Origin of the sequence: Kitasatospora sp. NPDC101447 (assembly GCF_044767225.1) — a bacterium.
Taxonomy (GTDB): domain Bacteria; phylum Actinomycetota; class Actinomycetes; order Streptomycetales; family Streptomycetaceae; genus Kitasatospora.
This window is the reverse complement of sequence record NZ_JBIWNL010000002.1, coordinates 257,284-281,048: the sequence shown is the minus strand read 5'-3', so window position 1 is coordinate 281,048 and position 23,765 is coordinate 257,284. Positions and strand designations below refer to the sequence as shown.

The 23,765-nt window shown below is 73.3% G+C and carries 16 protein-coding genes; 8 read left to right on the top strand and 8 right to left on the bottom strand.

Annotated elements, in window-relative coordinates; all coding sequences use genetic code 11:
* Positions 1–312: 312 nt before the first annotated feature.
* Both ACIRST_RS03775 and ACIRST_RS03770 read left to right on the top strand, forming a co-directional pair.
* The gene (locus ACIRST_RS03775) at positions 313–1,461 is read left to right on the top strand and encodes a lactonase family protein (RefSeq protein ID WP_402799725.1); all 1,149 of its coding nucleotides are present in this window, start codon (positions 313–315) and stop codon (positions 1,459–1,461) included.
* Positions 1,462–1,576: 115 nt separating this feature from the next.
* Positions 1,577–1,891 (top strand): GNAT family N-acetyltransferase, encoded by a 315-nt coding sequence (locus ACIRST_RS03770; protein WP_402799722.1) that lies wholly within the window; start codon positions 1,577–1,579, stop codon positions 1,889–1,891.
* A 106-nt stretch (positions 1,892–1,997) separates the two neighbouring features.
* Here the strand turns inward: ACIRST_RS03770 and ACIRST_RS03765 are convergent, their stop codons facing one another.
* Both ACIRST_RS03765 and ACIRST_RS03760 read right to left on the bottom strand, forming a co-directional pair.
* Complete coding sequence (locus ACIRST_RS03765) at positions 1,998–3,812, bottom strand: alkaline phosphatase family protein (protein ID WP_402799720.1); 1,815 nt, start codon at positions 3,810–3,812, stop codon at positions 1,998–2,000.
* 235 nt (positions 3,813–4,047) lie between these two features.
* The gene (locus tag ACIRST_RS03760) at positions 4,048–6,468 is read right to left on the bottom strand and encodes a ricin-type beta-trefoil lectin domain protein (RefSeq protein ID WP_402799717.1); all 2,421 of its coding nucleotides are present in this window, start codon (positions 6,466–6,468) and stop codon (positions 4,048–4,050) included.
* Between the two features lie 508 nt (positions 6,469–6,976).
* Here ACIRST_RS03760 and ACIRST_RS03755 point away from each other — a divergent pair.
* The 4 genes from ACIRST_RS03755 (at position 6,977) to ACIRST_RS03740 (ending at position 12,160) form a co-directional block, all read left to right on the top strand.
* Complete coding sequence (locus ACIRST_RS03755) at positions 6,977–8,026, top strand: substrate-binding domain-containing protein (protein WP_350526810.1); 1,050 nt, start codon at positions 6,977–6,979, stop codon at positions 8,024–8,026.
* A gap of 153 nt (positions 8,027–8,179) precedes the next feature.
* On the top strand, positions 8,180–9,754 hold the full coding sequence (locus ACIRST_RS03750) for a sugar ABC transporter ATP-binding protein (protein ID WP_402799715.1): 1,575 nt from the start codon (positions 8,180–8,182) through the stop codon (positions 9,752–9,754).
* A 73-nt stretch (positions 9,755–9,827) separates the two neighbouring features.
* Positions 9,828–10,868: an ABC transporter permease gene (locus ACIRST_RS03745; protein ID WP_350526808.1), complete on the top strand. Its 1,041-nt coding sequence runs from the start codon at positions 9,828–9,830 to the stop codon at positions 10,866–10,868.
* Between the two features lie 485 nt (positions 10,869–11,353).
* A complete protein-coding gene (locus ACIRST_RS03740; protein ID WP_350526807.1) occupies positions 11,354–12,160 on the top strand; it encodes a DeoR/GlpR family DNA-binding transcription regulator in 807 nt (268 codons plus the stop codon).
* 36 nt (positions 12,161–12,196) lie between these two features.
* Here ACIRST_RS03740 and galK read toward each other — a convergent pair whose 3' ends face one another.
* Positions 12,197–13,342: a galactokinase gene (gene galK / locus ACIRST_RS03735; RefSeq protein ID WP_402799711.1), complete on the bottom strand. Its 1,146-nt coding sequence runs from the start codon at positions 13,340–13,342 to the stop codon at positions 12,197–12,199.
* A gap of 262 nt (positions 13,343–13,604) precedes the next feature.
* Here galK and galT point away from each other — a divergent pair, with 262 nt between their 5' ends.
* Both galT and nagA read left to right on the top strand, forming a co-directional pair.
* The gene (gene galT / locus ACIRST_RS03730; RefSeq protein ID WP_402799708.1) at positions 13,605–14,708 is read left to right on the top strand and encodes a galactose-1-phosphate uridylyltransferase; all 1,104 of its coding nucleotides are present in this window, start codon (positions 13,605–13,607) and stop codon (positions 14,706–14,708) included.
* A gap of 24 nt (positions 14,709–14,732) precedes the next feature.
* Positions 14,733–15,908 carry an N-acetylglucosamine-6-phosphate deacetylase gene (gene nagA, locus ACIRST_RS03725; protein WP_402799705.1) on the top strand — a complete coding sequence of 392 codons (1,176 nt, stop codon included), beginning with the start codon at positions 14,733–14,735 and terminating at the stop codon, positions 15,906–15,908.
* 85 nt (positions 15,909–15,993) lie between these two features.
* On the opposite strand, the gene ACIRST_RS03720 is transcribed toward nagA, so the two are convergent.
* From ACIRST_RS03720 to ACIRST_RS03700, 5 genes are all read right to left on the bottom strand, one after another.
* Positions 15,994–18,456 carry an RICIN domain-containing protein gene (locus tag ACIRST_RS03720; protein ID WP_402799703.1) on the bottom strand — a complete coding sequence of 821 codons (2,463 nt, stop codon included), beginning with the start codon at positions 18,454–18,456 and terminating at the stop codon, positions 15,994–15,996.
* A 120-nt stretch (positions 18,457–18,576) separates the two neighbouring features.
* Positions 18,577–20,463 (bottom strand): DUF5107 domain-containing protein, encoded by a 1,887-nt coding sequence (locus ACIRST_RS03715; protein ID WP_402799701.1) that lies wholly within the window; start codon positions 20,461–20,463, stop codon positions 18,577–18,579.
* A complete protein-coding gene (locus tag ACIRST_RS03710; protein WP_402799698.1) occupies positions 20,460–21,305 on the bottom strand; it encodes a carbohydrate ABC transporter permease in 846 nt (281 codons plus the stop codon). Before ACIRST_RS03710 ends, ACIRST_RS03715 begins: the two co-directional genes overlap by 4 nt.
* 62 nt (positions 21,306–21,367) lie before the next feature.
* Positions 21,368–22,333, bottom strand: a complete 966-nt coding sequence (locus ACIRST_RS03705) for a carbohydrate ABC transporter permease (protein ID WP_402799695.1) — start codon at positions 22,331–22,333, stop codon at positions 21,368–21,370.
* 2 nt (positions 22,334–22,335) lie between these two features.
* Positions 22,336–23,619: an ABC transporter substrate-binding protein gene (locus ACIRST_RS03700; protein ID WP_402799692.1), complete on the bottom strand. Its 1,284-nt coding sequence runs from the start codon at positions 23,617–23,619 to the stop codon at positions 22,336–22,338.
* Between the last annotated feature and the right edge of the window lie 146 nt (positions 23,620–23,765).

Here is a 23,765-nt window from a genome sequence, read left to right as displayed (position 1 = left end):
CCGACCCGGATTCCCATCGCTGCTCGCTGTCCCTCGGCGCCGTCGTCCCCCCACTGTGCTGCACCCCGGCGCACGCGCCCCCGAGCGACACGTACGCCGCTTCGCTCCGCATCCCCGGCCGCGCCGGGGCGGCCGGGACCGACACCGTCGGCCTCGGCGGTTTCGGACAAAACGTCACATACCGTATCGCGGGGCGATGTGACGGGCCCCTCGCAGGCACCCGCCACGACCCTCGCCCCCGTCGCCCCGACTCCGGCCGGGCACCCAGCCCCGGGCCGGGATCGATTACGGACCCCTGGAAGGCAGAACCCCATGCAGAAGACCACTCGGCTCGCCGTCGCCCTCGCGACCGCGCTCGCGGCGGCAGCCGTCTGCGCCCCGTCCGCGGCCGCCGCGACGCACGGCGGCGCCGGACACCCGCGCGGCGGGAACCACGCCGTGTTCGTCCAGACCGACGACCCGGCGGGCAATCAGGTCGTCGCCTACCGGCGGGCGGAGGACGGGCAGCTCACCCCGGCCGGGACCTACGACACCCACGGCCTCGGCGGGGTGCTGGACGGCTCGGTCGCCGACCACCTGGCCTCGCAGGGCTCCCTCACCTACGACCCGGGCCACGCCCTGCTGTACGCGGTGAACGCCGGCAGCGACACCGTCTCGGTGTTCTCGGTGGACGGCGACCGCCTCGCCCTGCGCCAGGTCGTCGGCTCCGGCGGCCGGTTCCCGGTGAGCGTCGCGGTGCACGACGACGCCGTCTACGTCCTCAACGCCCTGGACGGCGGCTCGATCCAGGGCTACACCGTCCACGACCGCCGACTGGAGGCGCGGGCCGACCGGAACCGTCCGCTGGGGCTCGACCCGAACGCCACTCCGCAGTTCACCAACACCCCGGGGCAGGTGGGCTTCACCGGCGAGGGCTCCCAGCTCGTGGTCACCACCAAGGCGAACGGCAGCAGCCTGCTGGTCTTCAACCTCGACCGCTCCGGCACCCCCGCCGACACGCCCGTCACGACGACCCTGCCCGGGGCGGTGCCCTTCGCCTTCGTCCCGAACGGCGGGCACGGCCTGTTCCTGGCCGAGGCCGGGACCAACGCCGTCGCCACCTTCACGGTCCATCGCGACGGCACCGCGACGCAGGAGGCGTTCGCACCCACGAACCAGTCCGCCACCTGCTGGATCGTCGCCGTCCGCGACCTGCTCTACGCCTCCAACGCGGGCAGCTCGACCCTCAGCGGCTTCCGCACCGCCGACCACGGCCGCCGGCTGACCGCGCTGGGCAACACGCCCACCGATCCCGGCACCGTCGACGCCGCGGTCTCCTCGAACGGGCACTTCCTCTACGTCCAGACCGGCGTCGACGGCATCCTCGACGAGTTCGCGATCGGCGACGACGGGTCCCTCACGCCGATCGGCTCCCAGGTCGTCCCCCGCGGCGTCGGCGGCGAGGGCATCGTCGCCTTCTGACACCCGTCGGAGCATCCGGCCGCACCCGGGTCGGTGACCCCCGTCGACGAATGTTGATTCTTCAACTACAGTACTTCTCGTCGGCCCGATCGGGCCGCACCCAGGAGGAGGAACCATGGAGCAGTCCGTCGTCGACAACGCCGAGATGTCGCGGTTCGAGATCCACGACGACGGTGACCTCGCGGGCTTCGCCGAGTACCACCGCTCCGGCGACGAGATCGCCTTCATCCACACCGAGATCGACCCCCGGTTCGGGGGCCGGGGGCTGGGCGGCACGCTGGCGCGCGCCGCCCTGGACGCGGCACGCGAGCAGAAGCTCTCCGTCCTGCCCTACTGCCCGTTCATCCGCGGCTGGATCACCAAGCACCCGGAGTACACCGACCTGGTCCCCGCCTCGCACCGCGCCAGGTTCGGCCTCGCCGCCGCCTGAGCACCCGGACGACGGCCGCGGTCACCGGGACCTGCGCGCCCGCCGGGGACGCGGCCGGATGCCCGGTGCGGCGGGGTCGCCCCGACCCGCCGCACCGGGCGCGGCGTCAGCCGACGGTCACCCGGAAGGGGCCGGCCAGCACCGAGTAGCCGTCGTTGGCCAGGAAGTACGCGTCGTACGCGCCGGCACCGCCCAGCTTGCCCGTGGCGAAGGTGACCGCGCCGCTCTGGTTCGGCGCGTAGGACCAGGTCAGCGAGGACCGCGAGCCCGGGGTCACGCCCGCCGGGTAGAAGCCGACCCAGTTCTTCGCACCGGCCTGGGAGGCGTTCGGCAGCGCGTAGCGCAGGGTGACGTTGCCGCCGCCGGCCACCGCGTTCAGGTCGCCGGTCAGCGTCGGCGCGGTCGCCCGGGACGGCGCGAAGGCGGCGTTGAGCGGCGTCGCGTAGGTGTCGTTGGCCGTCAGGCCCGGCAGGCCGAGGGCCTGGTCGATGGTGCGGCCGACGCTGTAGTGGTCGTAGTGCAGCGGGCTGCTGGTCCCGGCCGGGACGGTGCCCTGCGAGCCGACGGCGACGGTGACGAGGTGGTTGTACGCCTCGGCGTGGCTCTCGTCCCAGGTGAGCAGCAGCAGCGAGCGCTGCTGGGTCCAGGCCGGGGAGGACAGCACCGGGGCGAGGGTCTGCTGCAGCCAGCCGTCCTGCACCTTCAGGCTGGTGGCGCTGCCGTTGCCGGAGGCCTCGCCGTCGTAGTAGTCGTCGGCGGCGATCCAGGAGAAGTTCGGCGTGGTGGCCGTGGACTGCAGGTCGGTGGTGAGCTGCGTGGTGTCGAAGAGGTGCGCCGCGCAGCGGGCCGGGTTGCCGCTGATGTCGGTGTAGTTGATGAACGGCGCGTCGTCGGGCTCGTAGTAGCTGTCGCTGCTCTTGCCGGTGTTGCAGGGGGTGCCCATGCCCTGCTCGTAGGCCTTCCAGGTCTTGCCGGCCTCCTCGATGGTGTCGCCGAGGTTGCGCTGGGGGGAGTTGATGTTGGGGAAGTAGGTGGCGCCCTTGGCGTAGGTGTCGCCGCCCGCGATGGCCAGGTAGTTCTCGTCGCTGGGGTGGTAGACGCCGTGGGAGTCGGTGAGGGTGGCGCCCTGGGACATCAGGGTGTGCATGAACGGCGTGTCCGCCGGGTCGTTCATGACCTGGGTGTAGTCGGTGTTCTCCATCATGACGACGAACACGTGGTCGTAGCCCGGTACGGCGGACGCGGGCGGGCCGAGCGGCGCGGGCGGGGTGACCGGGGTGTCGAGGGTGAGCGAGAGGTTGTCCAGGTAGCCGCTCTCGCTGGAGGTGGAGAGGAACTGCGCCTCGACCTGGATCGACCGGGTGCCGGCCGGGACCGCTCCGGTGGCGCTGCGGGAGAGGAACTGGGTGCTCAGGCCGCGGTCGGTCGCGGAGACGGTCGGCAGCTTGGCGGTGGCGCCGAGCGGGCGGCCGGCGGCGTCCTGGAAGTGCAGGCTGACGGCGACGTAGCCGCTGTTGACGGTCCAACCGCCCAGCCAGCCGGCGAGGTTGAAGTGCACGCCGCCGCCGTCGATCGCCGTGGCGGCCGAGGAGACGTCGACGGTCTGCGACATCGAGCCGTCGCCGAAGTTGCCCGGCCCGAAGAAGGCCTTGCCGGGCGTCCGGCCGTCGTTCGGCAGGCCGAAGGACGCGACCGAGTGGCACATGACGTCGAGGCCGCCGGCCTGGACGGTCCAGCCGGGGACGGTGGCGGCCGCGCTCCAGTCGCCGGTGCAGTAGCCGCCGGCCTCCGCGTCGCCGTTGACGATCAGGTTGCCGCTGCCGCCCGTGGCCCCGGCGGTGGCGGGGGTGACGACGACCAGTGCGCCGACCAGGGGGAGGGCGGCGAGCAGCCCGCCGAGGGAGCTCAAGCGCAGTCTCATGGGGGGTACCTCGTCCCGTTGGTGAGGGTGGGTGCCATGGCTGTTCGCCATGAGCGGGACATAAGTACCGGCCGGCGCTGTCCACTGGAAGAACGCCTACCAAACTTGACCAGACAACTTTGAGCGCGGTCACCCACGCCCTCGGCGCCGCGGTCACCGGCGCAGTCGAACTGCCCGGCCCCGGCGGGGTTTCCGCGCGGGGCCGGCAGGCGTCCGGAGTGGGGCGGGCCGGAGGCTACGGCAGGGTCCAGCGCTGGTTGGCTCCGCCGTTGCAGTCCCAGATCTCCAGCGGGGTGCCGTCCGCGGTGGCCGCCGCCGGATCGTCGAGGCAGCGGCCGGACTGGGCGCTCCTCAGGGTGCCGTCCGGCTGCGGCGACCACTGCTGGTTGGCGCCGCCGTGGCAGTCCCACAGCTCGACCGCGCTGCCGTTGGCAGTGGCGGCGCCGGTCACGTCGAGGCACTTGCCGTCGTGGGTGAGGGTGCCGTTCGTACGGGTCCACACCTGCTCGGCGCTGCCGTCGCAGGCCCAGAGCTGCACGGCGGCGCCGCTGGTGCCGCCGGTGGGGCGGGCGCAGGTGCCCGGGAGGGCGGAGGCGAGCGGCCCGGTGTGGGTGGTCGGGGTGCCGGGGGTGAGGGCGAAGTCGTCGAACTGGTCGGTCTGGTAGCCCGTCACGCCGAGTCCGGCCCGGCCGTTGGTGTAGCTCGCGTCGTTCGCGCTGCCCACGGCGGTGCCGTCGATGCTCGCGGTGAGGGTCGCGTCGTCCAGGGTCAGCGCGACGGTGTGCCAGCGGCCGGTGCCGAGGGCCGTGGTGGTGCCGCTCGCGAGGGTGGTGAAGTGCCAGCCGGTGTCGCTCTTGTCGATGGACCACGCGCCGGTGTCGCTCACCCGCAGGTGGTAGGCGTTCAGGCCGTTGTTGTTGCGGCCCTGCTGGTTGACCCGGCCGAGGAGTTCGACCGTGCTCGACTGCTCGAACATCGTGTCGGCGGTGACGGTGTAGTTGGACCAGCCCCCGTCGCCCATCATCGTGTACGGCGCGTCGTAGGACTCGTCCGTCCAGCGGATCGGCGTGGTCGGGGCCATCTGGCGCAGGCAGGTGCCGGTGCGGCCACCGCCGCAGGCGACGGTCCGGAAGGCGCCGTTCATGTCCGCGAAGTACTTCGGCGAGGTGGTCGTGGCCGGCGTCTCGAAGCCGTCGGCGTAGGGCAGCTTCATCGGCGCGGCGGGCGGCGGGGTGGCGGTGCCCTTGCCCTGGCCGGTGGTGGTGGTCACGGTGTAGACCCGGCCGGGCTGCAGGGTGAGGGTGTACGAGCCGTGGGCCGGGGTGACGTCCTGCTGGTGGACGAACCAGTCCGCCGGATCGGTCGACCTGAGGTCGGTGGACCACACGTGGACCGTGCCGGTGGACAGGCCGCCGGTGACGGTGAAGCTCGCGGTCCGGGCGGCGGTGGCGTCCATCGTCTCGATCACGGTGCTGTAGTCGCGGTTGTTCGTGCTCTTCAGCGTGACGTGGCTGCCGTTGGTGCGGACGCCGCCGAGGTACCCGCCGGCGGAGTCGACGTAGTGCCAGCCGGGCTTGGCGAACTGGGTGGTGTGCGCGGTGACCCAGGTCGTCCTGCCGATGCTGTAGGTGCCGGACCACGGCTGGTCGGCGATCGACATGCCGTCGGTGGAGAAGAACAGGTCGGGGTAGAGCGCGGCGATGACCGGCCAGTTGATGTACGAGGTCATCCTTCCGTCGAGGTAGCCGCGGTTGATCCCGCGCGCCACCGCCGGTGCGCCCGCGTCGGCGTCCTCGGAGCCGTTCTCGCTCGCCCACAGCGGCTTGCCGAGCGCCCGGGCGGCCGGCGGGCTGGGGCACTCGGTGAAGGCGCTCAGGTACCCGCAGGGGTAGTGCACGCCGACGACGTCGACGGCCTTCCCGAACGCCGGGTCGGCGGCCATCGCGTCGGCCACGGCCCAGGTGTCGTCGGCGGCGACGACCTCGGTGGCGCCGTAACCGCGGGCCGTGAGCGTGCTCCTGAGGTTCTCGTACCAGGCCTTGTCGAAGCCGCGCTCGTTCCACCCGCCGAGGTAGGAGACGGTCAGGTGGTGCTGGGCGGCGCAGCCCATCCAGTCCATCAGGTAGTCGACGCTGTCCTGGGACCAGAAGTCGCCGCCGCTGCCGGTGTCGCCGATCCAGCCGGGGGCGCCCCAGGACAGACCGTAGAACCTGATGTCGGGGTTGCGGGCCTTGGCCTGCTCGGCCAGCCACCACTCGTAGCCCTGGTTGCAGTCGACCGTGCCACGGGTGTGCTCGATGCTCGGCTCGGCGCCGTCGGTGGAGTTGGTGTCGCCGCCGATCTCCAGCTTCAGCACCTGCAGCGAGGCACCGTAGCCGGGCTTGAACAGGTAGTCGAGCAGCCGGCTGCGCTGGGGCTCCGGGTAGTCCACCAGCAGGCGGGAGTTGCCGCCGCCGCCGGAGATCGCGCCGACCCCGTCGAAGGTGAGGCCCGGCGAGGAGCCGTCGATGGTGATGGAAGTGGGGGCGGCGGTGGCGGCCTGCGGCTCGGCGGCCCGGGCGCCCGCCGGCGCGGTCGGGCCGCCCAGCGCGGCGGCGAGGACCAGCGCCGCGCCGAGGGCGGTGCGCCAGGCCGATGACAGGTGTTGACGGCCCATGGGCGTCTCCTGGTCGAGGGGTGGGGCGGGGGTCCGTGGGGGGGGGCGGGCCCCGCCGCCGGGGGGGGGACCCCCGTTAGGCGGGGGGGGCCGGCCGCCCCCCGGGGGGGGGGGGGGGGCGGGGGGGGGGGGGGGGGGGGGGGGGCCGCCCCCCCCCCCCCCCCCCCGGGGGGGGGGGGGGGTCTTCGGCGGGTGCATGCCAGCCGCCGGGGAGGACAGTAGACCCAGCTTCCAACAACAATCAACAACTTCGAATGAAATGCAACGCTCCTGGGCAGCATGGCCAGGAAGCCGACCGTCGATCCGCGCCGCCGGGCGGAGCCGGCGACCGCCAGCGCCAGTACCACGGCATAACGAGACGGTCTCAATAGCTCGGAGCGGGAAACGCGAGCTTGACTCAGATCAAGATCAGGCGCTTTCTTTTGATCCATCGCGTTTGATTGCGATGCTTTCTGATCGGTTCTGTTGCTTCTCGCCGGTCGGTCCCACACCCTCAGGAGCCCCCACCATGCACCTCTCCCACCGTGGCCGCCTGGCCTCGATCGCCGCACTGAGCCTCGTCACCTCGCTCGGACTGACCGCCTGCTCCACCGGACAGACGTCCTCCAACAGCGCGGACGCCCCCGTCGCGCCGGTGTCCGGCAAGGTCTCGATCACCTACCTGCAGAAGCAGGGCGACCAGCAGTACTTCGTGGACGAGGCCGCCGGCGCCAAGGCCAAGGCCGCCGAACTGGGGGCCGACCTGAAGGTGGTGAACCTCGGCAACGACGCGAACAAGACGGTCGGCGAGGTGCAGGCCGCGATCGCGCAGAAGAGCAACGGCCTGATCATCGTGGTGCCGGACCCGGCGGTCGGCCCGCAGGTGGTCCAGACCGCCCGGGACGCCAAGGCCGCACTGCTCACCTCCGACGACCAGGTCTGCGCCAGCGGCCCCGCCCCGGCGCAGTGCGCGGCCGGCGACCTGGTCCCCCGGATCGGGTTCAGCGGCGCCCAGATGGGCGGTGAGGTCGGCAAGCGCGCCGCCGAGGAGTTCACCAAGGCCGGATGGAACGCCGCCGACACCCGGATCATCTCCGCCTGGAAGCAGGACGTCACCGTCTGCGGCGACCGCGTGAAGGCCGCGAAGGCCGCCTTCGACCAGGCCGTGCCCGGCGTGCAGCTGATCGACGTCGCGACCGACAACACCCCGACCGGCGCGCAGGACAAGGTCGCCGCCACCATCACCGCCAACCCGGGCGTCAAGCACTGGGTGACGTGGGGCTGCAACGACGAGAACGTGCAGGGCGCCGTCACCGCCCTGCAGAACGCCGGGATCAGCCCGAACGACATCGACGGCGTCGGCCTGGGCGCCTACCTGGCGTGCAAGGACTGGGCGTCCGGCAAGCCCTCCGGCATGAAGGCCGCCCTGTTCATCAACGGCAAGGACGTCGGCGCCCTGTCGGTGCAGACCATGTTCGACAAGCTCAAGAACGGCAAGGACTTCCCGAAGGAGGCCTTCGCCCCGACCAAGATGGTCGACGCCACCACCTGGCAGTCCGCGGGCGTGTCCTGCAGCTGACGCCGCGTCGAGCCGCCGGTGCGGCGGACGGGCACCGGCCCGCCCCACCGGCGCCGCTCCCGGAGATTCGTACGCGCGACCGCAGGCGCCGCGCCCGGAGACCGCCCGCCCGGCTCCCCAGACCGTACGCACCGCACTGCCAGCGAGGCCCCGATGACCACACCCGCACCGTCCCCCCTCCCGCCGCCGAGCGGCTCCCCCGGCCTGAGCGCCGAGGGCGTGTCCAAGCGCTTCGGCTCCGTCCAGGCGCTGTCGGACGTCACCCTCACCTTCCCGCCCGGCCGCGTCACCGCCCTGATGGGCGAGAACGGCGCCGGGAAGTCCACCCTGCTGCGCATCCTCACCGGCGACCACCGCCCCACCGGGGGGCACGTCCTGCTGGACGGCGCCAGCGTCGACCTGCACTCCCCGCAGGACGCCCGCCGCGCCGGGATCCGGATCATCCCGCAGGAACCCGAGATCATCCCGCACGTCGCGGTCGCCGAGAACGTCTACGCCGGCTCGCTGCCCCGCACCCGGCTGCGCCGGCTGGACCGCGCCGAGCTGCGTCGCCGGATCACCGCGGACCTCGCCCGCCTGGGCTTCGACAAGGTCCTCGACCCCGATCTGCTCGGCTCCGAACTCACCGCGGCCCAGCGCCAGTTGGTCGAGATCATGCGGGCCCTTACCGGTGCCGTCCCGCCGCGGGCGATCGCCTTCGACGAGCCCACCTCCTCGCTCTCCGAGCACGAGGTCGAGGCCCTGTTCGCGCTGATCGGACGGCTGCGCGACGAGGGCATCGCGGTCGTCTACGTCTCCCACCGGATGAAGGAGATCTTCCGGCTCGCCGACCGCATCGCCGTGCTGCGCGACGGCCGGGTCGCCGGGGTGGTCGAGGCCGCCGCCACCGACGAGGGCGAACTCGTCCGGCTGATGGTCGGGCGGGACCTCTCCTCGCTGTTCGTCCGGCAACAGGTCGCCACCGACCGCGTCGTCCTGGACGTCCGGGACCTCACCACCGACGACGTGCACGGCGTCAGCCTCACGGTCCGGGCCGGCGAGGTCGTCGCGCTGGCCGGGCTGATCGGCGCCGGACGCTCCGAACTCGCCCTCGCCCTGGCCGGTGACGCCCCCGTCCGCTCCGGCACGGTCGCCCTCAACGGCGAGGTCCTGCGGCTGAAGGACCCGCGCGCCGCCATCGCCGCCGGCATCGGCCTGGCCCCCGAGGAACGCAAGGCCCAGGCGCTGTTCCTGCAGCGCACGATCCGCGACAACACCTCGCTGGTCAGCCTGCGCCGGCTCAGCCGTCGGCGTTTCGTGAAGCGCCGTCAGGAGAAGGAGCTCGCCCAGGAGTACGCCGACCGGCTGCGGGTCCGCGCCCCCTCCATCGAGGCCGAGGTCCGCACCCTGTCCGGCGGCAACCAGCAGAAGGTCGTGCTCGCGCGCTGGCTCGCCCGCAAACCCGACCTGCTGATCCTCGACGAACCCACCCGCGGCGTCGACGTCGGCGCCAAGGCCGAGATCTACCAGATCATCGCCGACCTCGCCCGCGAGGGCACCGCCGTCCTGGTCATCTCCTCCGAACTGCCCGAGGTCCTCGGCCTCGCCGACCGGGTCGTGGTGATGCAGAACGGCCGCACCACCGGCGAACTGAGCCGTGACCAGGCGACGGAGGAGGCCATCCTCGCCCTCGCCATGGCCGACGACCTCGCCACCACCGCCCCAGCCCAGACCGGAGAGACCCAGTGAACGAGCGCAGCGAGCGAACCATCGAAAGGCGCGCGTGGGCAAGTGCCCCTGCCGAGCGCAGCGAGGTGGGCGCATGACCACCGCCACTCCCCCGACCGCCCCGGCGCCGGACGCCGGGGCCGTGCCCGTCCGGTCCGGCGGCCCGCGCGCCCTGCTCGCCGCGATCGGCGGCCAGAACCTCAGCCTGATCGGCGCCCTCGTCGCCGTCGTCGCCCTCTTCGGCTCGCTCAACCCCAACTTCGTCGGCTGGGACAACATCCAGGTCATCGCCGAGGCCGCCACCATCTCCGGCCTGCTGGCCGTCGTCCAGACCGTCGTGATCATCTGCGGCGGCCTGGACATCTCGGTCGGCTCCCAGGCCGGCCTGGCCTCCGTCACCAGCGCCATGGTCTTCACGTCCGCCGGCAGCAACCCCTACCTGGGCATCGGCGCCGCGCTCGCCATCGGCGCCGGCATCGGCCTGTTCAACGGCGTCGTCATCATCTACGGCCGGGTCAACCCGACCATCGCCACCCTGGCCGGCCTCGCCGCGTACAAGGGCGTCGCCCAGCTGGTCTCGGACGGCCGTGCCCAGGGTTACGTGCTCAACGACCCGGTCTTCGTCTTCCTCAGCCGGGGAAAGATCGCCGGCCTGCCCACCATGGTCTGGCTGCTGATCCTCACCGCCGCCGCCGTGCACGCCCTGCTCACGTACACCGACATCGGCCGCAACATCTACGCGATCGGCGGCAACGACACCGCCGCCCGCCTCGCCGGCATCAACCTCAACAAGTACCTGATCGCCGCCTACGCCCTCTCCGGCACCGTCGCGGCCCTGGCGGGCGTGCTGCTCACCGCCCGCACCGGCAGCGGCCAGCCGGTCTCCGGCAGCGAGGGCCTGGAACTGCAGTCGATCACCGCCGCGGCGCTCGGCGGCTGCGCCCTCAAGGGCGGCAAGGGCAGCATCGGCGGCACCCTGCTCGCCGTCGCGCTGCTCGGCGCGCTGCAGAACGGCCTCACCGTCCAGGGCATCAACGCCTTCTGGCAGAACGTCGCCCAGGGCACCCTGCTGGTCGCCGCCGTCGTCATCCAGCAGCGCCGCAACCGCGAGCGGGCGGTCGGCCTGCCCGCCTGATCCCCGGCCCCGGGGGGGGGGGGGCCCCCCCCCCCCCCCGGGCGGGGGCCGCCCCCCCCCCCCCCCCGGGGGGGGGGGGGGGCCCGGCCCCCCCCCCCCCCGCCCCGGGGGGGGGGCCCCCCCCCCCCCCCCCGGGCCCGGCGACAGAACGAGCGGCCGGCCGTCGAGGGTCGGCCGGACCGCGACCGGAACCGCCGGTGCCACCCCTGCCCGTGGCACCGGCGGTTCCGTGCCTCCGGGCCGGCGCGCCGGGGCCCCGGGGCCCCGGGGCCCCGCCGCACGGGGCGGCCGCCGGGACACGGGGCGCACCGGCGGGCTGGGATACTGGATCACGTCGCGACCGGACGCGCCCCGGTCGTCGCCGCGGACGCTCCGGCCCCCGTCCCGCCCGGAGCGGTGGCACGCGTTCGTCCACGACCGTGGCAGGGTCGCCCACCGGCAGGAAGCGGGCGCGACCAGGCACCCGTTCGATCGAAAGGGCCTCCGTGGCTGATCAGAGTTTGCTCGCCCCGCAGCGCCAGGCGCTGATCCTGGAGGCCATCCGCAAGGCCGGCGCGGTGCGCGTCGCCGAGCTGGTCGAGCAGTTCGGCGTGTCGGACATGACGATCCGTCGCGACCTGGACGCGCTGGTGCGCCAGGGCGCCGTCCAGAAGGTGCACGGCGGTGCCATCGCGGTGGGCACGGCGAGCACGTACGAACCCGGCTTCGACGTCAAGTCCGAGCTGGAGGAGAGCACCAAGGCCGCCCTGGCGGACGCGGCGGCGCAACTCGTGGAGCCCGGCAGCGTGGTCGCGCTCTCCGCCGGCACCACCACCTACGCGGTCGCCTCCCGGCTGCTGGAGATCCCGCAGCTGACGGTCGTGACCAACTCCCTGCGGATCGCGGACCTGCTGTGGGCGGCGGAGAGCGACGGGCGGGAGGGCGTCCCGTCGCTGCTGGTGACCGGCGGGGCCCCCACCCGCTCCGCGGCCCTGGTCGGGGCCCTCGCGGACCAGACGATCCGCACCCTCCACGTCGACCTGCTGATCCTCGGGGTGCACGGCGCCGACGAGCACGCCGGGCTCACCACGCCCAACCTGGCGGAGGCCCAGACCAACCGGGCGCTGATCGCCTCCGCCCGCCGCACCGTCGTGGTGGCCGACCACACCAAGTGGGGCGTCGTCGGTCTGAGCAGCTTCGCCACCCTGGCTGAGGTCGACTGCTTCATCACCGACGACGCCCTCCCGGCGGCCGCCCGCAACGCGCTCGCCGACACCGTCGGGGAGCTCGTGGTGGTGCCGGCCGGGGGGTGAGGGCACGGCCGCGGATCAGGCCACCCGCCGAGCCCGTCAGGCCACCCGCCGCGCGCCCGGCGAGGGCACGGCGGTGAAGGCCACCGGATCGGCGTGGCCCGCCGAGCGGAAGGCCGACCGCACCGCCTCCGCGACCCGGTCCGCACCGTCCGCCCCGACCAGGGCGATGACGGAGCCGCCGAAGCCGCCGCCGGTCATCCGGGCCCCCAGCGCGCCGGCGGCCACGGCGGCCTCGACCGCGAGGTCCGTCTCGTCGCAGGAGACCCGGAAGTCGTCGCGCAGCGAGGCGTGTCCGGCCGTCAGGATCGGCCCCAGTGCGGCGATCCGGCCGCCGTCCAGGTGCTCGATCGTCTCGGTCACCCGCCGGTTCTCGGTGACCACGTGCCGCACCAGGCGGGCGAGGTCGTCGGGGAGGCGCTCCAGCGCGGCGGGGAGGCCCGCGGGCGGGAGGTCGCGCAGCGCGTCCAGGCCGAGCAGCCCGGCGGCGCGCTCGCAGCCGGCCCGCAGGGCGGCGTAGGCGCCGTCGCCGAGGTCGTGCTTGACCCGGGTGTCGATCACCAGTAGCCGGAAGCCGGCCGCCTCCAGGTCGAGCGGGACGTGCCGCTGCTCCAGCGTCCGGGTGTCCAGGAACAGTGCGGCGCCGTCCGTGCAGCACGCGGAGGCCATCTGGTCCATCACGCCGCAGGGCACGCCGACGAAGGCGTTCTCGGCCCGCTGGGCGAGCAGGGCGAGCTGCGGCGCGGACAGGCCGAGCCCGTACAGGTCGTTCAGGGCGACGGCGGTGGCGCACTCCAGGGCGGCGGAGGAGGAGAGCCCCGCTCCGGTCGGCACGGTGCCGGCGAAGGACAGGTCGGCGCCGCCGACGGCGTGTCCGGCCTCGGCGAGGGCCCAGAACACGCCGGCCGGGTAGGCGGCCCAGCCGGTGACCACGCCGGGGGCCAGGCCGTCGAGCGCGAGGTCGCCGATCGTGCCGTCGTCCTGGGCGCTGTACAGCCGCACCCGGCCGTCGTCGCGGCGGCGGGCGGCGACCTCGACGCGGTGCGGGAGGGCCATCGGCAGGACGAAGCCGTCGTTGTAGTCGGTGTGCTCGCCGATCAGGTTCACCCGGCCGGGCGCGGCCCACACGCCGGTCGGCCGGGCGCCGTGAACGGCCTCGAAGTCGGTGGCGGCCTGCTCGATCATCTGTGCGGCTCCCGTGCGTCGCGCGTGTGTCGTACCGGCTCCCGCGGGCACGTACACCGGCAGGCGGGAGCCTATTTCGACATAATCAAACATGATTGCCACCTACGGTCAACACCAGCAGCTTTGACGCACTGACGAGCGCACCCCGGGCACCGGCTTCTCCGCCTGCCCGGCAACGCCTGTTGACAGGCGATCGGATATGTTTGATTCTGTTGAAGATCGGCACAGGCGGGCCGACGTCCCACGCATAAGGAGTACGGCGGTGCACAAGACCGCGACCACGTTGGCCGACGGCCGTGAACTCTTCTACTACGACCGGACGGCCGGCACCGCCCGCGACACCGTGGACGAACGCCCGCTGGAACCCGCCACGAGCCTCTCCGAGATCCGGCTCGACCCGGTGCTCGGCGAGTGGGTGACCGTCGCCGCCCACCGCCAGCAGCGGACCTACCACCCGCCGGCCGGCGAGTGCCCGCTCTGCCCCTCCCGGGACGGACGGCTCAGCGAGGTCCCGGCCGCCGACTACCAGGTCGTGGTCTTCGAGAACCGCTTCCCCTCCCTCTCCCCGGCCTCGGCCGCGCACGTCGAGGCCCACGACGACGACCCGCTGCACACCCTCCGACCGGGCACCGGCCGCTGCGAGGTGGTCTGCTTCGCCCCGGACCACGACGCCTCCTTCGCCGACCTGGACGAGGCCGACGCCCGCCTGGTCCTGGACGCCTGGACCGACCGTACGGCCGCGCTGTCCGCCCTCCCCGACGTCCGGCAGGTGTACTGCTTCGAGAACCGCGGCGCGGAGATCGGTGTCACCCTGGCCCACCCGCACGGCCAGATCTACGCCTTCCCCTTCGTCCCCTCCCGCACCACCCGGATGATCCTCCGTGCCGGGGAGCACCGCGCGCGCACCGGACGGAACCTCTTCGAGGACCTGCTCGCCGCCGAACGGGCCACCCCCGAGCGGCTGGTGCTCCAGGGCGAGCACTGGACCGCCTTCGTCCCGTTCGCCGCCCGCTGGCCGTACGAGGTCCACCTCTACCCCCACCGCCGGGTCCGTGACCTCACCGCCCTGGACGAGGCCGAACGTGCCGAGTTCCCCGGCCTGTACCTCGACCTGCTGCGCCGCTTCGACCGGCTGTTCCCCGCGCCCGACGGCGCCGCCCCGAACCGGACGCCGTACATCTCGGCCTGGCACCAGGCACCGAAGGGCGGCGGCGACGAACTCGCCCTGCACCTGGAGCTGTTCACCATCCGGCGTGCGCCTGGCAAGCTCAAGTACCTGGCGGGCGTGGAGTCCGGACTCGACGCCTTCGTCACCGACGTGAGCCCGGAGACCGCCGCCGAACGGCTGCGTGGCGCCGCCGACTGACCAGGCAACCCAGGAGGATTCCGCATGGCCGTTGACCGTACTGTCCTGGCCGGTGCCCGGCTGGTCCTGCCCGGCGGTGTCGTCGAGGACGGCCGCCTGACCGTCCGGGGCGACCGCATCACGGCCGTCACCAGCGGCGCCGCCCAACCCGGCGACCTCGACCTGACCGGCCACACCGTCGTCCCCGGCTTCGTCGACCTGCACGTCCACGGCGGCGGCGGCGCCTCCTACGCCTCCGGCAACGCCGAGGAAGCCCTGCACGCCGCCCGAACCCACCTCCACCACGGCACCACCACCACCGTCGCCTCCACCGTCACCGGCGAGATCGACGACCTCACCCGCCAGGCCGCCGTCCTCTCCGAACTCGTCGAGGACGACATCCTGGCCGGCATCCACTTCGAAGGCCCCTTCATCTCGCCGGGCCGCTGCGGCGCCCACCGCCCCGACCTGCTGCGCGAACCCGACCCGGCCCTCGTCCGCACACTCGTCGACGCCGCCCGCGGCCACGCCACCATGGTCACCCTCGCCCCCGAACTCCCCGGCGGCCTCGACTCCGTGCGCATGCTCGCCGACCTCGGCATCATCGCCGCCATCGGCCACACCGACTCCGACTACACCACCACCCTGCAGGCCATCGACGCCGGCGCCACCGTCGCCACCCACCTCTTCAACGCCATGCCCGCCATCGCCCACCGCGCCCCCGGCCCGATCGTCGCCCTGCTGGAGGACGAACGCGTCACCGTCGAGCTGATCAACGACGGCGTGCACCTCCACCCCTCCGTCCTCGACCTCGCCCACCGCACCGCCGGCCCCCACCGCGTCGCCCTCATCACCGACGCCATGGCCGCCGCCGGCACCGGCGACGGCCTCTACCCCCTCGGCCCCCTCCAGGTCCGCGTCACCAACGGCATCGCCATGCTCCCCGACGGCAGCTCCATCGCCGGCTCCACCCTCACCCTCGACCAGGCCTTCCGAAGAGCCCTCACCATCGGCAAACTGACGCTCAACCAGGCCGTTCAATCGCTGTCCGCCACCCCCGCCCGCCTCCTCGGCCTCGACCACCGCACCGGCTCCCTGGAAACCGGCAAACTCGCCGACCTCGTCATCGTCGACTCCGAGAGCTTCGACCTGGTCGCCGTCATGCGCCACGGCCACTGGGCCCGCGGCGCCGACCGCTTCCGAACCGTCCGGACCGCCTGAACGAGCCCCCTGGCAACGCCGACGGCCGCCCTCCCCGCTGCGGGGAGGGCGGCCGTGGTACGTCCGGACGGCGGACGCGCCCGGGTCAGGCGAGCGACCACCGCTGCAGCGGTGAGCCGGTGTCCGGTTGCTGGGTCACCGAGGCGCCGTCGGCCGTAGAGGCGGTGGTGAGCAGCAGTCCGCTGCGGGCCGAGGTGACGGTGTACGAGCCGTCGGCCGTCCGCCCGACCTTCCAGTGCTGGTTGGCGCCGCCGCTGCACGGCCACTGAATGATCCGGGCCCCGGCGGCGGTGGACCCGCCGTCGACGTCGGCACACATCGACGAGCGCCCGTTGACCAGCTCGTAGCTGCCGTCGGGCTGCCGGCGGAACTGCCAGAGCTGGTTGGCGGCGCCGGACGCGGTCCAGGTGATGAGGGCGTTGCCGGCGGTGGTGCTGTTGTCGGCGTCGTCGAGCGCCTTGCCTCCCGTGGTCAGGGTGTGGTTCCCGCCGAGGTCCGGCTCGACCGTCCAGGTGAAGCCGGCCGAGGCGCTCGCGGTGCCGGAGGCGGCGGTGACGGTGACCGCGGAGGTCCCGGGGCCGGTCGGGGTGCCGGTGATCAGACCGGCGGGGCTGACGGAGAGCCCGGCGGGCAGGCCGGTCGCCGTGAAGGTGAGCGGCTTGCCGAAGCTGTCGGTGGCGTCGAGCTGCACCGAGACGGCCTGGCCCACGGTGTCGGCGCGGTCGCCGGGGGCGGTGAGCACGACCGTCTCGACCGCCTTGCCGGTCGGGGTCAGTGTGAGGCTCTGCCGGGCCGCGGTCCGCCCGCCGCCGACCGCCGAGCCGGTGGTGTCGGTCCAGAACCGGGCGGGCGTGGTCTCGGCCGGGGTGCCGGCGGCGGTGAGGCCGAGGACCAGGCCGCTGTACCGGTTGACCAGGCGGTAGCCGGTGCCGGCCGGCACGATGAACCACTGCTGTCCGACGCCGGTGCCACTGCCAACGGTCGGCGCGGCGCCCCAGGCCCGGCCGGCGGCGGTCGACGCGTCCACCCCGAGGGCCCCGCCGGTCGCGGCGTTGACGATCCGGTAGGAGCCGTCGCCGGTGCTCGCGAACGACCAGGACTCCAGCGCGGAGCCGGTGGGGCCGGCCAGCGAGGTGGTCGCCGGGCTGCCGCGGCGCTGGGCCAGGACCCGGCCGTCGCCGCTGCCGATCCGGTACGTCCTGGTGAGGTCGAAGGGCGCGGGCGCCGGCCGGGTGGAACCGACGGTGATCTCGGCGTACTCGCCGTCCGAGGCGGAGCAGGCGAAGGCGCAGTACGACCGGAAGGTCTTGCCGATGATCGTGGAGCCGGTCAGGCTGGCGCTGTCGAGGAACCAGCGGTACCAGGAGGCGGTGTGGTAGCCGCCGGTGTCGCCGAGCAGGGTCCACTTCTGGGTGGTGAGGTCCTTGGTGGCGTAGATCTGCTGCGGGGCGTTTCCGCTCTGGTCGACGGCCTGCGGCGTGCCGAGGTAGAGGCCCAGGTAGGCGTCGTAGGCGACGTTCAGGACGAACAGCGGCGTGCTCGGGGCGAGCGTGCCGGCGGCGATCTGCTGACTGACGGTGCCGGGATTGGCCGGGTCGTACTCCTCGGCGGGCGGCAGGTAGCCGGTGGGGTGGGAGCCGTCGGCGGACACCATGTCGCTCTCCAGGCCGCCCGCGCCGGGCTGGGACCACGCGCCGTCGTACCACTTGCGCCAGCTGCCGGGCGCCATCTTGGCGGAGATCGGGGCCCGCGCGACGTGTTCCTGGAAGGCGCCCCAGCTGCCGCCCTTGTCGACGATCCGGGAGCCGTAGAAGACGTAGAAGTAGCCGGAGGCGGTGTCCACGAACAGCCGCTGGTCGCCGTCGCCGTAGGAGAAGGTCTGCTGCGGGAAGGCCGCGGTGTCACCCCGTGCGGTGCTGTGGGGGGAGGTGATCGCGTGGTCCCTGATGGTCCAGGTCCGGCCCTGGTCGGTGGAGACGGCGTAGTCGATCGCGTCGTAGTGCAGACCGTCGCCGAAGGGCTGCGGGGTGAACTCGTTGTGCACCAGCCCGTACCAGTCGCCGGTGTCCGGGTCGACCCAGACTCCCGACAGGTCGCAGTAGTTCCGCTGGGAGTAGCGGGAGCCCTGCGGGGCGTCGGTGGCCTCCAGGCCGGTGGGGCTGTTGTTGCAGCGCGCGGTGGTGTCGTCGTTCCGGTCGGTCGGGTCGGCGGGGTTGACGGCGTCGCTGATCTCGGCCGACCTGGTGGCGCCGTCGAAGTCCGCGCCGGTGTAGAAGTCCCACTGCCGGGAGTCCTTCGCGCCGTACAGCGCGTGGGACTGCTGGAAGTAGAACGTGCCGTCCTTGTCGGTGTAGACACTGGCGGGCGTGTCGTCGGGGGAGGCGTAGGAGCCGGTCCGGCCGATCGAGACGGTGTACGTGGCGGGGGCCGGTTTGCCGGGGGCGGGTCTGTCGGCGGCCGCGGGGGCGGCGGTCAGGGTGGCGGCGCCGAGCGCCGCCAGGACGGTGGCGGTGAGGGCCCGGGCCCGTCCGGTACGTCGTGGTGACAACTGCTGCTCCTCTTCCGTGGTGGGGCGCACCGTTGCGCCCCTGCTGTGGGGGGTGCGGAACGGGAGAGTGGTCCGAGGGGGCGTCGATCGGCCGTCGGTGAGCCGGTGATCGGCGGGTGATCAGCCGTCGGCCATCCGGAAGTCGTACTGCGGCGGCACCGGCGTGCCGGGGTGGACGGCGAGCCAGAGGCTGTCCAGGGAGAGCTCGCCCTCGCGCATGGTGTCGACCCGGATGCCCTCGGCCAGCAGGCGCCGGACGAGGTCGTCGTCGCCGGAGGCGTGCGCGGCCTCCGCCTCGGCCAGCCGGATCCGCCCGTGCGCCCGGTCGGCCGGGGAGAGGTCCGCGATCAGCGCGAGCGCGTCGGCGGGGCGCCCGGCGCGCCGCAGCGACTCCAGTGTCTCGATCGTCAGCTCCCGCAGTTCGGGCCGGAGCCGGTGGGCCGAGTGCAGGAGGTCGGCGGCCTCCTGCGGGTCCGGGGTGAGGAGGGCGAGCGAGCGCAGCGCCCAGGGCGAGGCCTGTGCGGCGACGGAGCGCTCGAAGGCGTCGCGGGCGGACTCCCGCTCCCCGGCCGCCAGGCGCAGCAGCCCGAGCTGGTACAGCGCGTGCCAGTCGGTGGCGCTGTCCTCCAGGAGCAGCCGCCACTGCGCCCCGGTGACCGGCTCGGCCGGCGGGTCGCAGACCGGGAGCGTGCCGGTCCCGAGGAGTCGGCGCCAGGGTTCCTGGGCGGCCGTCGGCTCGCCGAAGGGCAGGAGGGGCGAGGCGGGCAGGGCGCCGGCCTCGATCTCCAGCGCGGCCCAGCCGTCGCCCGGGGACAGCACCTCCTCGGGCTCGCCGAACCGTTCGGCGAACGCGTCGGCCCGTTCCAGCTCCAGCGGCGGGACCAGCCGGTCCAGCGCCTCGCCGGCGGCCTGCCGGGCGCCTTCCCAACTCCCGTGCACCGCAACGGGATCGACCTGCAGCAGCCCGTACGCCTCGGTCCAGGACCAGGTGGCGCCGGCCGGCATCGGCAGGTGTTCCAGCTGGGTGCGGGCGAGGCCCGCCTGGATCTCCAGGTAGCCGGTGCCCGGGCCGGAGAGCCACTCCTGCCAGTGCCTGCCGCCGGTGCCGGTGCCCCAGCAGAACAGCTTGCGGCCGCGCAGCCGGGCGGTGGAGGTCTGGACGAGCCCGGTGCCGGCGCGGTCCAGTGCGGCGATCCAGGGGCGGCGGCCGGCGGGGAGGTCGAGGAAGTAGTCGGCGGCGCGCAGGGCCCGGCCGGGGTAGCTGCGGTCGGCGCCGTCGACCTGCGGGAAGGGCACCCGGCGCAGGTCGCTGACGTAGTCGCAGTGGAAGGCGTGGTCGGCCGGGCCGAGGACGCGGACGTCCCGGTCCTCGGGCACGGCGATGTTGGACCACCAGTACACCGGTGTCTCGGCCGGCGAGGGGTTGTGCACGGCGATGCGGACGTACAGCACCGGGGAGCCGGCGGGCAGCCAGGCGTCCATCCGCAGGACCAGGCGCCGCAGCCGCTCGAAGGCGTACATCCGCAGGCCGGGGGTGCCGTCGGGCGCGGTCACCCGGGCGGCGTGCAGCGGCTCGCAGGTCAGCGGCCAGTGCCCGGTGGTGCCGAGGTTCCACTCCACGCCGCCGGCCAGCCAGGCGTCCCGCAGGGCGAGGTTGGCGGGCTGGAGGATCGGGTTGCGGTGCAGCAGCTCCCGTCCGCCCGGCCGGTGGACCAGCGACCACAGCCGCCCGCCGAGGGAGGGCAGGAAGGTGGCGGTGAGGTGCTCGTTCTCCAGGACCACGCACGGGAGTTCGCGCTCGGCGCGGACGCGGTCGTACCCGCCCTGCCGGGTGTACGGGAGCAGGGTGTCCGGCACCCCGTACGCCAGGTTGCGGCGCATCTCGTCGTCGACCCCGGCGCCCGCGCCGGTCTGGCGGGGCAGGCCGTGCAGGATCGGCAGGGTGCCGCCGACCGGATCGGGGGTGCCGACGATGCGGAGCAGGTCGGTGCGCAGGGTCGAGGTCACTTGCCGATCCCAACTGTCATGCCCTGGATGATCCGCGAGCCCATCCAGGAGAAGAGCGCGATCATCGGGGCGAGGATGATGCAGACCCCGGCGAACATGGTGCCGAAGTCCAGGCCGTTGAACTGCTGTGCCGCGACGAACGAGGAGAGCGCCACCGGGAGGGTGACCGTCCCCTGGCTGTTCGTCAGGACCAGGGCGAACAGGGTCTCGTTCCAGGCGGTGACGAACTGCAGCAGGAAGGCGGTGACCAGCCCGCCGCGGGCGACCGGGAGCACCACCAGGACGAAGGTGCGCAGCGGGCCGGCGCCGTCCAGGACGGCGGCCTCCTCCAGCACGCCGGGGATGCCGCGGAAGAAGCCGGTCAGCAGGAAGACCGTGAACGGCATCGCCAGGCCGACGTAGACCAGCCCCAGGCCGAGGTCGCTGTCGGTCAGGCCGACCCGGGACAGGCCGACGAACAGCGGCACCACCAGCACCTGGCCGGGCACGCCGAGGCCCATCGCGAAGGCCGTCGTCAGCGCCGAGGCGGTCTGCGAGCGGCGCCGGGCGAGGGCGTACGCGCAGGGGGCGGCGAGGGCCACGGCGACGACGGAGGAGAGTCCGGCGGTGAACACGCTGTTGAGGGCCGCCCGCGCGAAGCCGCCCTCGTCGAGCGCGGTGGTGTAGTTCGAGGTCTGCGGGCTGGTCGGCAGGCCGAAGCCGTGGCGCAGGATGTCGGGGCCGCTGCGCAGCGAGGTCAGGAGGATCCACAGGACCAGCAGCAGGTCGGCGGCGACGACGGTCCAGACGGCGGCCGTGCCGATCCTGCTCGCGAGTCCGGTGGGTCGGTTGGTGCGTCGCACGGGTGGTGACCTTTCCGGTTGCGGGGTGGGGGCCGGGAGGCGACCGGCCGGGACGCGGCGGGTCAGTACTCGATCGGCTCGCGGCGCAGCAGGCGGCGCAGCACCACGGTGATCAGCGTGACCATGGCCAGGCTGACGATCGCGGCGGCGGTGGCCGTGCCCAGCCGGGGGACGGTGCCCTGCGGGAAGGCCTCGCTGTACACGTACACGGCGGTGTTCCAACTGCTCACCGGCGGATAGGCGTTGGTGCTGCCGCCGTAGAGCAGGATCAGTTCGAAGATCTTCACCGAGCTGACGGTCCAGAGCACCGCGCAGACCGCGATGACGTCCCAGGCGCACGGCAGGGTGACGTGCCGGAAGCGCTGGAAGGGGCCGGCGCCGTCGAGTTCGGCCGCCTCGTAGAGGTGGTCGGGGATCTGGTCGACGGCCGCCATGATGATCGAGGTGTAGTAGCCGGTCGCCGTCCAGACCAGGGTGCCCAGGACCATCGGGAGCAGGTTGTCCGTCGCCAGCCACTTGGGCGGCGTGGTCACCCCGAACAGCTCCAGCGCCCGGTTCACCGGGCCGGTGGGCGAGAACAGGAACCCGGCGGCGATGCCGAAGACCATGCCGTTGACCAGCGACGGGAAGAACAGCACCGAGCGGGCGAAGAGCCTGGCCCGCATCTCGCGCAGCACCAGGGTCAGCGCGAAGCTCAGCACGAAGGTGATCGTGCCGCCGATGACCATCAGTTCGAGGGTGTTGAACAGGGAGGTGCGGAACCGCGGGTCGCGGAACAGCAGGGTGTAGTTCTGCAGGCCGCGCCAGTCCATCCCGCCCATGCCGTCCCACCGGTGCAGGCTGGTCCACAGGGCGTAGCCGACCGGGGCGACGAACAGCACCGCGTACACGAGCAGTGCGGGCGCGGCGAACGGCCAGAACACCCGGCGGCGTTGGCGCTCCAGCGGGCCGACGCCGGCCCGGGCGGCGCGCTCCGAGCGGCCGCGGGCGGCGCCCGTCCGGGGCGGGTCCTCGATCGTCGTCGCCACCGTCAGCCCTGGGTCTGCCAGTAGGTGACCTGGTCGGCCCTGCACGTGGCGACGAACCGGGCGGCCGTGCTCTTGCCGTGCCAGAGGTCCAGGTAGTTCTCGTTCAGGACCTTGGGCAGCCAGCTGCCTCCCACCCCGTCGAAGCTCAGGCGCAGGCTCGGGGCCTCCAGGGTCTTCTGGACGTCGGCCAGTTCGGCCGGGGCGGGGATGTCGCTGCGGGGGGTGATGTTCAGCGCGGTGGTGGAGATCCCGGACAGGTGCTTCTTCTGCAGGAAGAAGGCGATGAACTTCTGCGCGGCGGCCGCGTTCCTGGCCCGCTTGGGGATCGCGAAGCCGAACAGGCCGGCGTCCGGGGTCTTCGCGGTGGGCGGCAGGATCGAGGCCATCTTCCAGCCGGCCGGGACCTGCCGGGCGACCTCGGAGGTGACGTAGTTGCCGTCCATGTAGAAGGCGGCCTTGCCGGCCGTCCAGTTGGTCTCCTGCGCGGGGAACTTGGTGGCGTCGTAGCCCTCGATCAGGTGACCGCCCCTGACCAGCTGCTCCACCTGCTGGGCGGCGGCGAGGACCGCCGGGTTGTCCCAGGCCGCGCCGGACCTGTCAGCGGAGAGCTCGGCGACGTTCACCCCGGCGCCGTTGAGCAGGTAGTCGAGGAACAGCCCGTTGGTCCACGGGTCCTCGCCCTCGGAGGCGATGCAGGCCTTGCCGGCCGCCTTCAGGGCGTCGCAGACCCCGAGCAGGCCGGCCCAGTCGGTGGGCGGGGTCGGCATGGCCGCGGCGACCGCCGGATCGGCCGCGTTGTAGAACATCGCGTTGGTGACCACCTCGTACGGGATCACGTAGTGGTTCGAGCCGGACGGGTCCTTCGGCAGCATGTCGAAGTACTTGGCCGGGATGACCTGGGAGACCGGGACGTCCTCTCCCGGCACCGGCAGCTGCAGGACCGGCGAGAGGTCCAGGGCCTGGCCCGCCGCGGCGGTGGTGCCGTAGACCTTGTCGTCGGACTCGTCCCACAGGTCCGGCGCCTGGTTGGCGGCGATCGCCGGGCCGATCTTCTTGGCGATGTCCCGGCCCGCCCAGGTGACGCTCACCTTGGCGCCGGTGGTGGCGGTGAAGTCGTCGATCGCGGCCTTGATCACCTTGGCCTGCGGCTCGTCCGCGCGCCACATCGACCAGTAGGTGAAGCCGCCGGAGGCCTTGGCGTCGCTCCCCGATCCGCTGCCGCAGGCGCTGACGCCGAGCACGAGCGCGGCGGCGGTGGCCGCGCCGACGATGCGGGCAGCGGACATCGTTGTTCTCCCCATGGGTGGTTCCTCTCGGAGGCGCGAGATGCCGCGCGGACGTTTTCGTTGCTGCGCGGACGTTTTGTTGCTGCGCGGACGTTTCGTCAGCCGGGGCCCGACGGACGGCGGGGAGCGGCTGGTTGGCTGGGACG

What these genes read in the sequence shown, in the direction of transcription:
- ACIRST_RS03775 (WP_402799725.1), top strand. Translation starts at nt 313, where the DNA reads ATGCAGAAGACCACTCGGCTCGCCGTCGCCCTCGCGACCGCGCTCGCG.
- ACIRST_RS03770 (WP_402799722.1), top strand. Translation starts at nt 1,577, where the DNA reads ATGGAGCAGTCCGTCGTCGACAACGCCGAGATGTCGCGGTTCGAGATC.
- ACIRST_RS03765 (WP_402799720.1), bottom strand. Translation starts at nt 3,812, where the DNA reads ATGAGACTGCGCTTGAGCTCCCTCGGCGGGCTGCTCGCCGCCCTCCCC.
- ACIRST_RS03760 (WP_402799717.1), bottom strand. Translation starts at nt 6,468, where the DNA reads ATGGGCCGTCAACACCTGTCATCGGCCTGGCGCACCGCCCTCGGCGCG.
- ACIRST_RS03755 (WP_350526810.1), top strand. Translation starts at nt 6,977, where the DNA reads ATGCACCTCTCCCACCGTGGCCGCCTGGCCTCGATCGCCGCACTGAGC.
- ACIRST_RS03750 (WP_402799715.1), top strand. Translation starts at nt 8,180, where the DNA reads ATGACCACACCCGCACCGTCCCCCCTCCCGCCGCCGAGCGGCTCCCCC.
- ACIRST_RS03745 (WP_350526808.1), top strand. Translation starts at nt 9,828, where the DNA reads ATGACCACCGCCACTCCCCCGACCGCCCCGGCGCCGGACGCCGGGGCC.
- galK (WP_402799711.1), bottom strand. Translation starts at nt 13,342, where the DNA reads ATGATCGAGCAGGCCGCCACCGACTTCGAGGCCGTTCACGGCGCCCGG.
- nagA (WP_402799705.1), top strand. Translation starts at nt 14,733, where the DNA reads ATGGCCGTTGACCGTACTGTCCTGGCCGGTGCCCGGCTGGTCCTGCCC.
- ACIRST_RS03700 (WP_402799692.1), bottom strand. Translation starts at nt 23,619, where the DNA reads ATGTCCGCTGCCCGCATCGTCGGCGCGGCCACCGCCGCCGCGCTCGTG.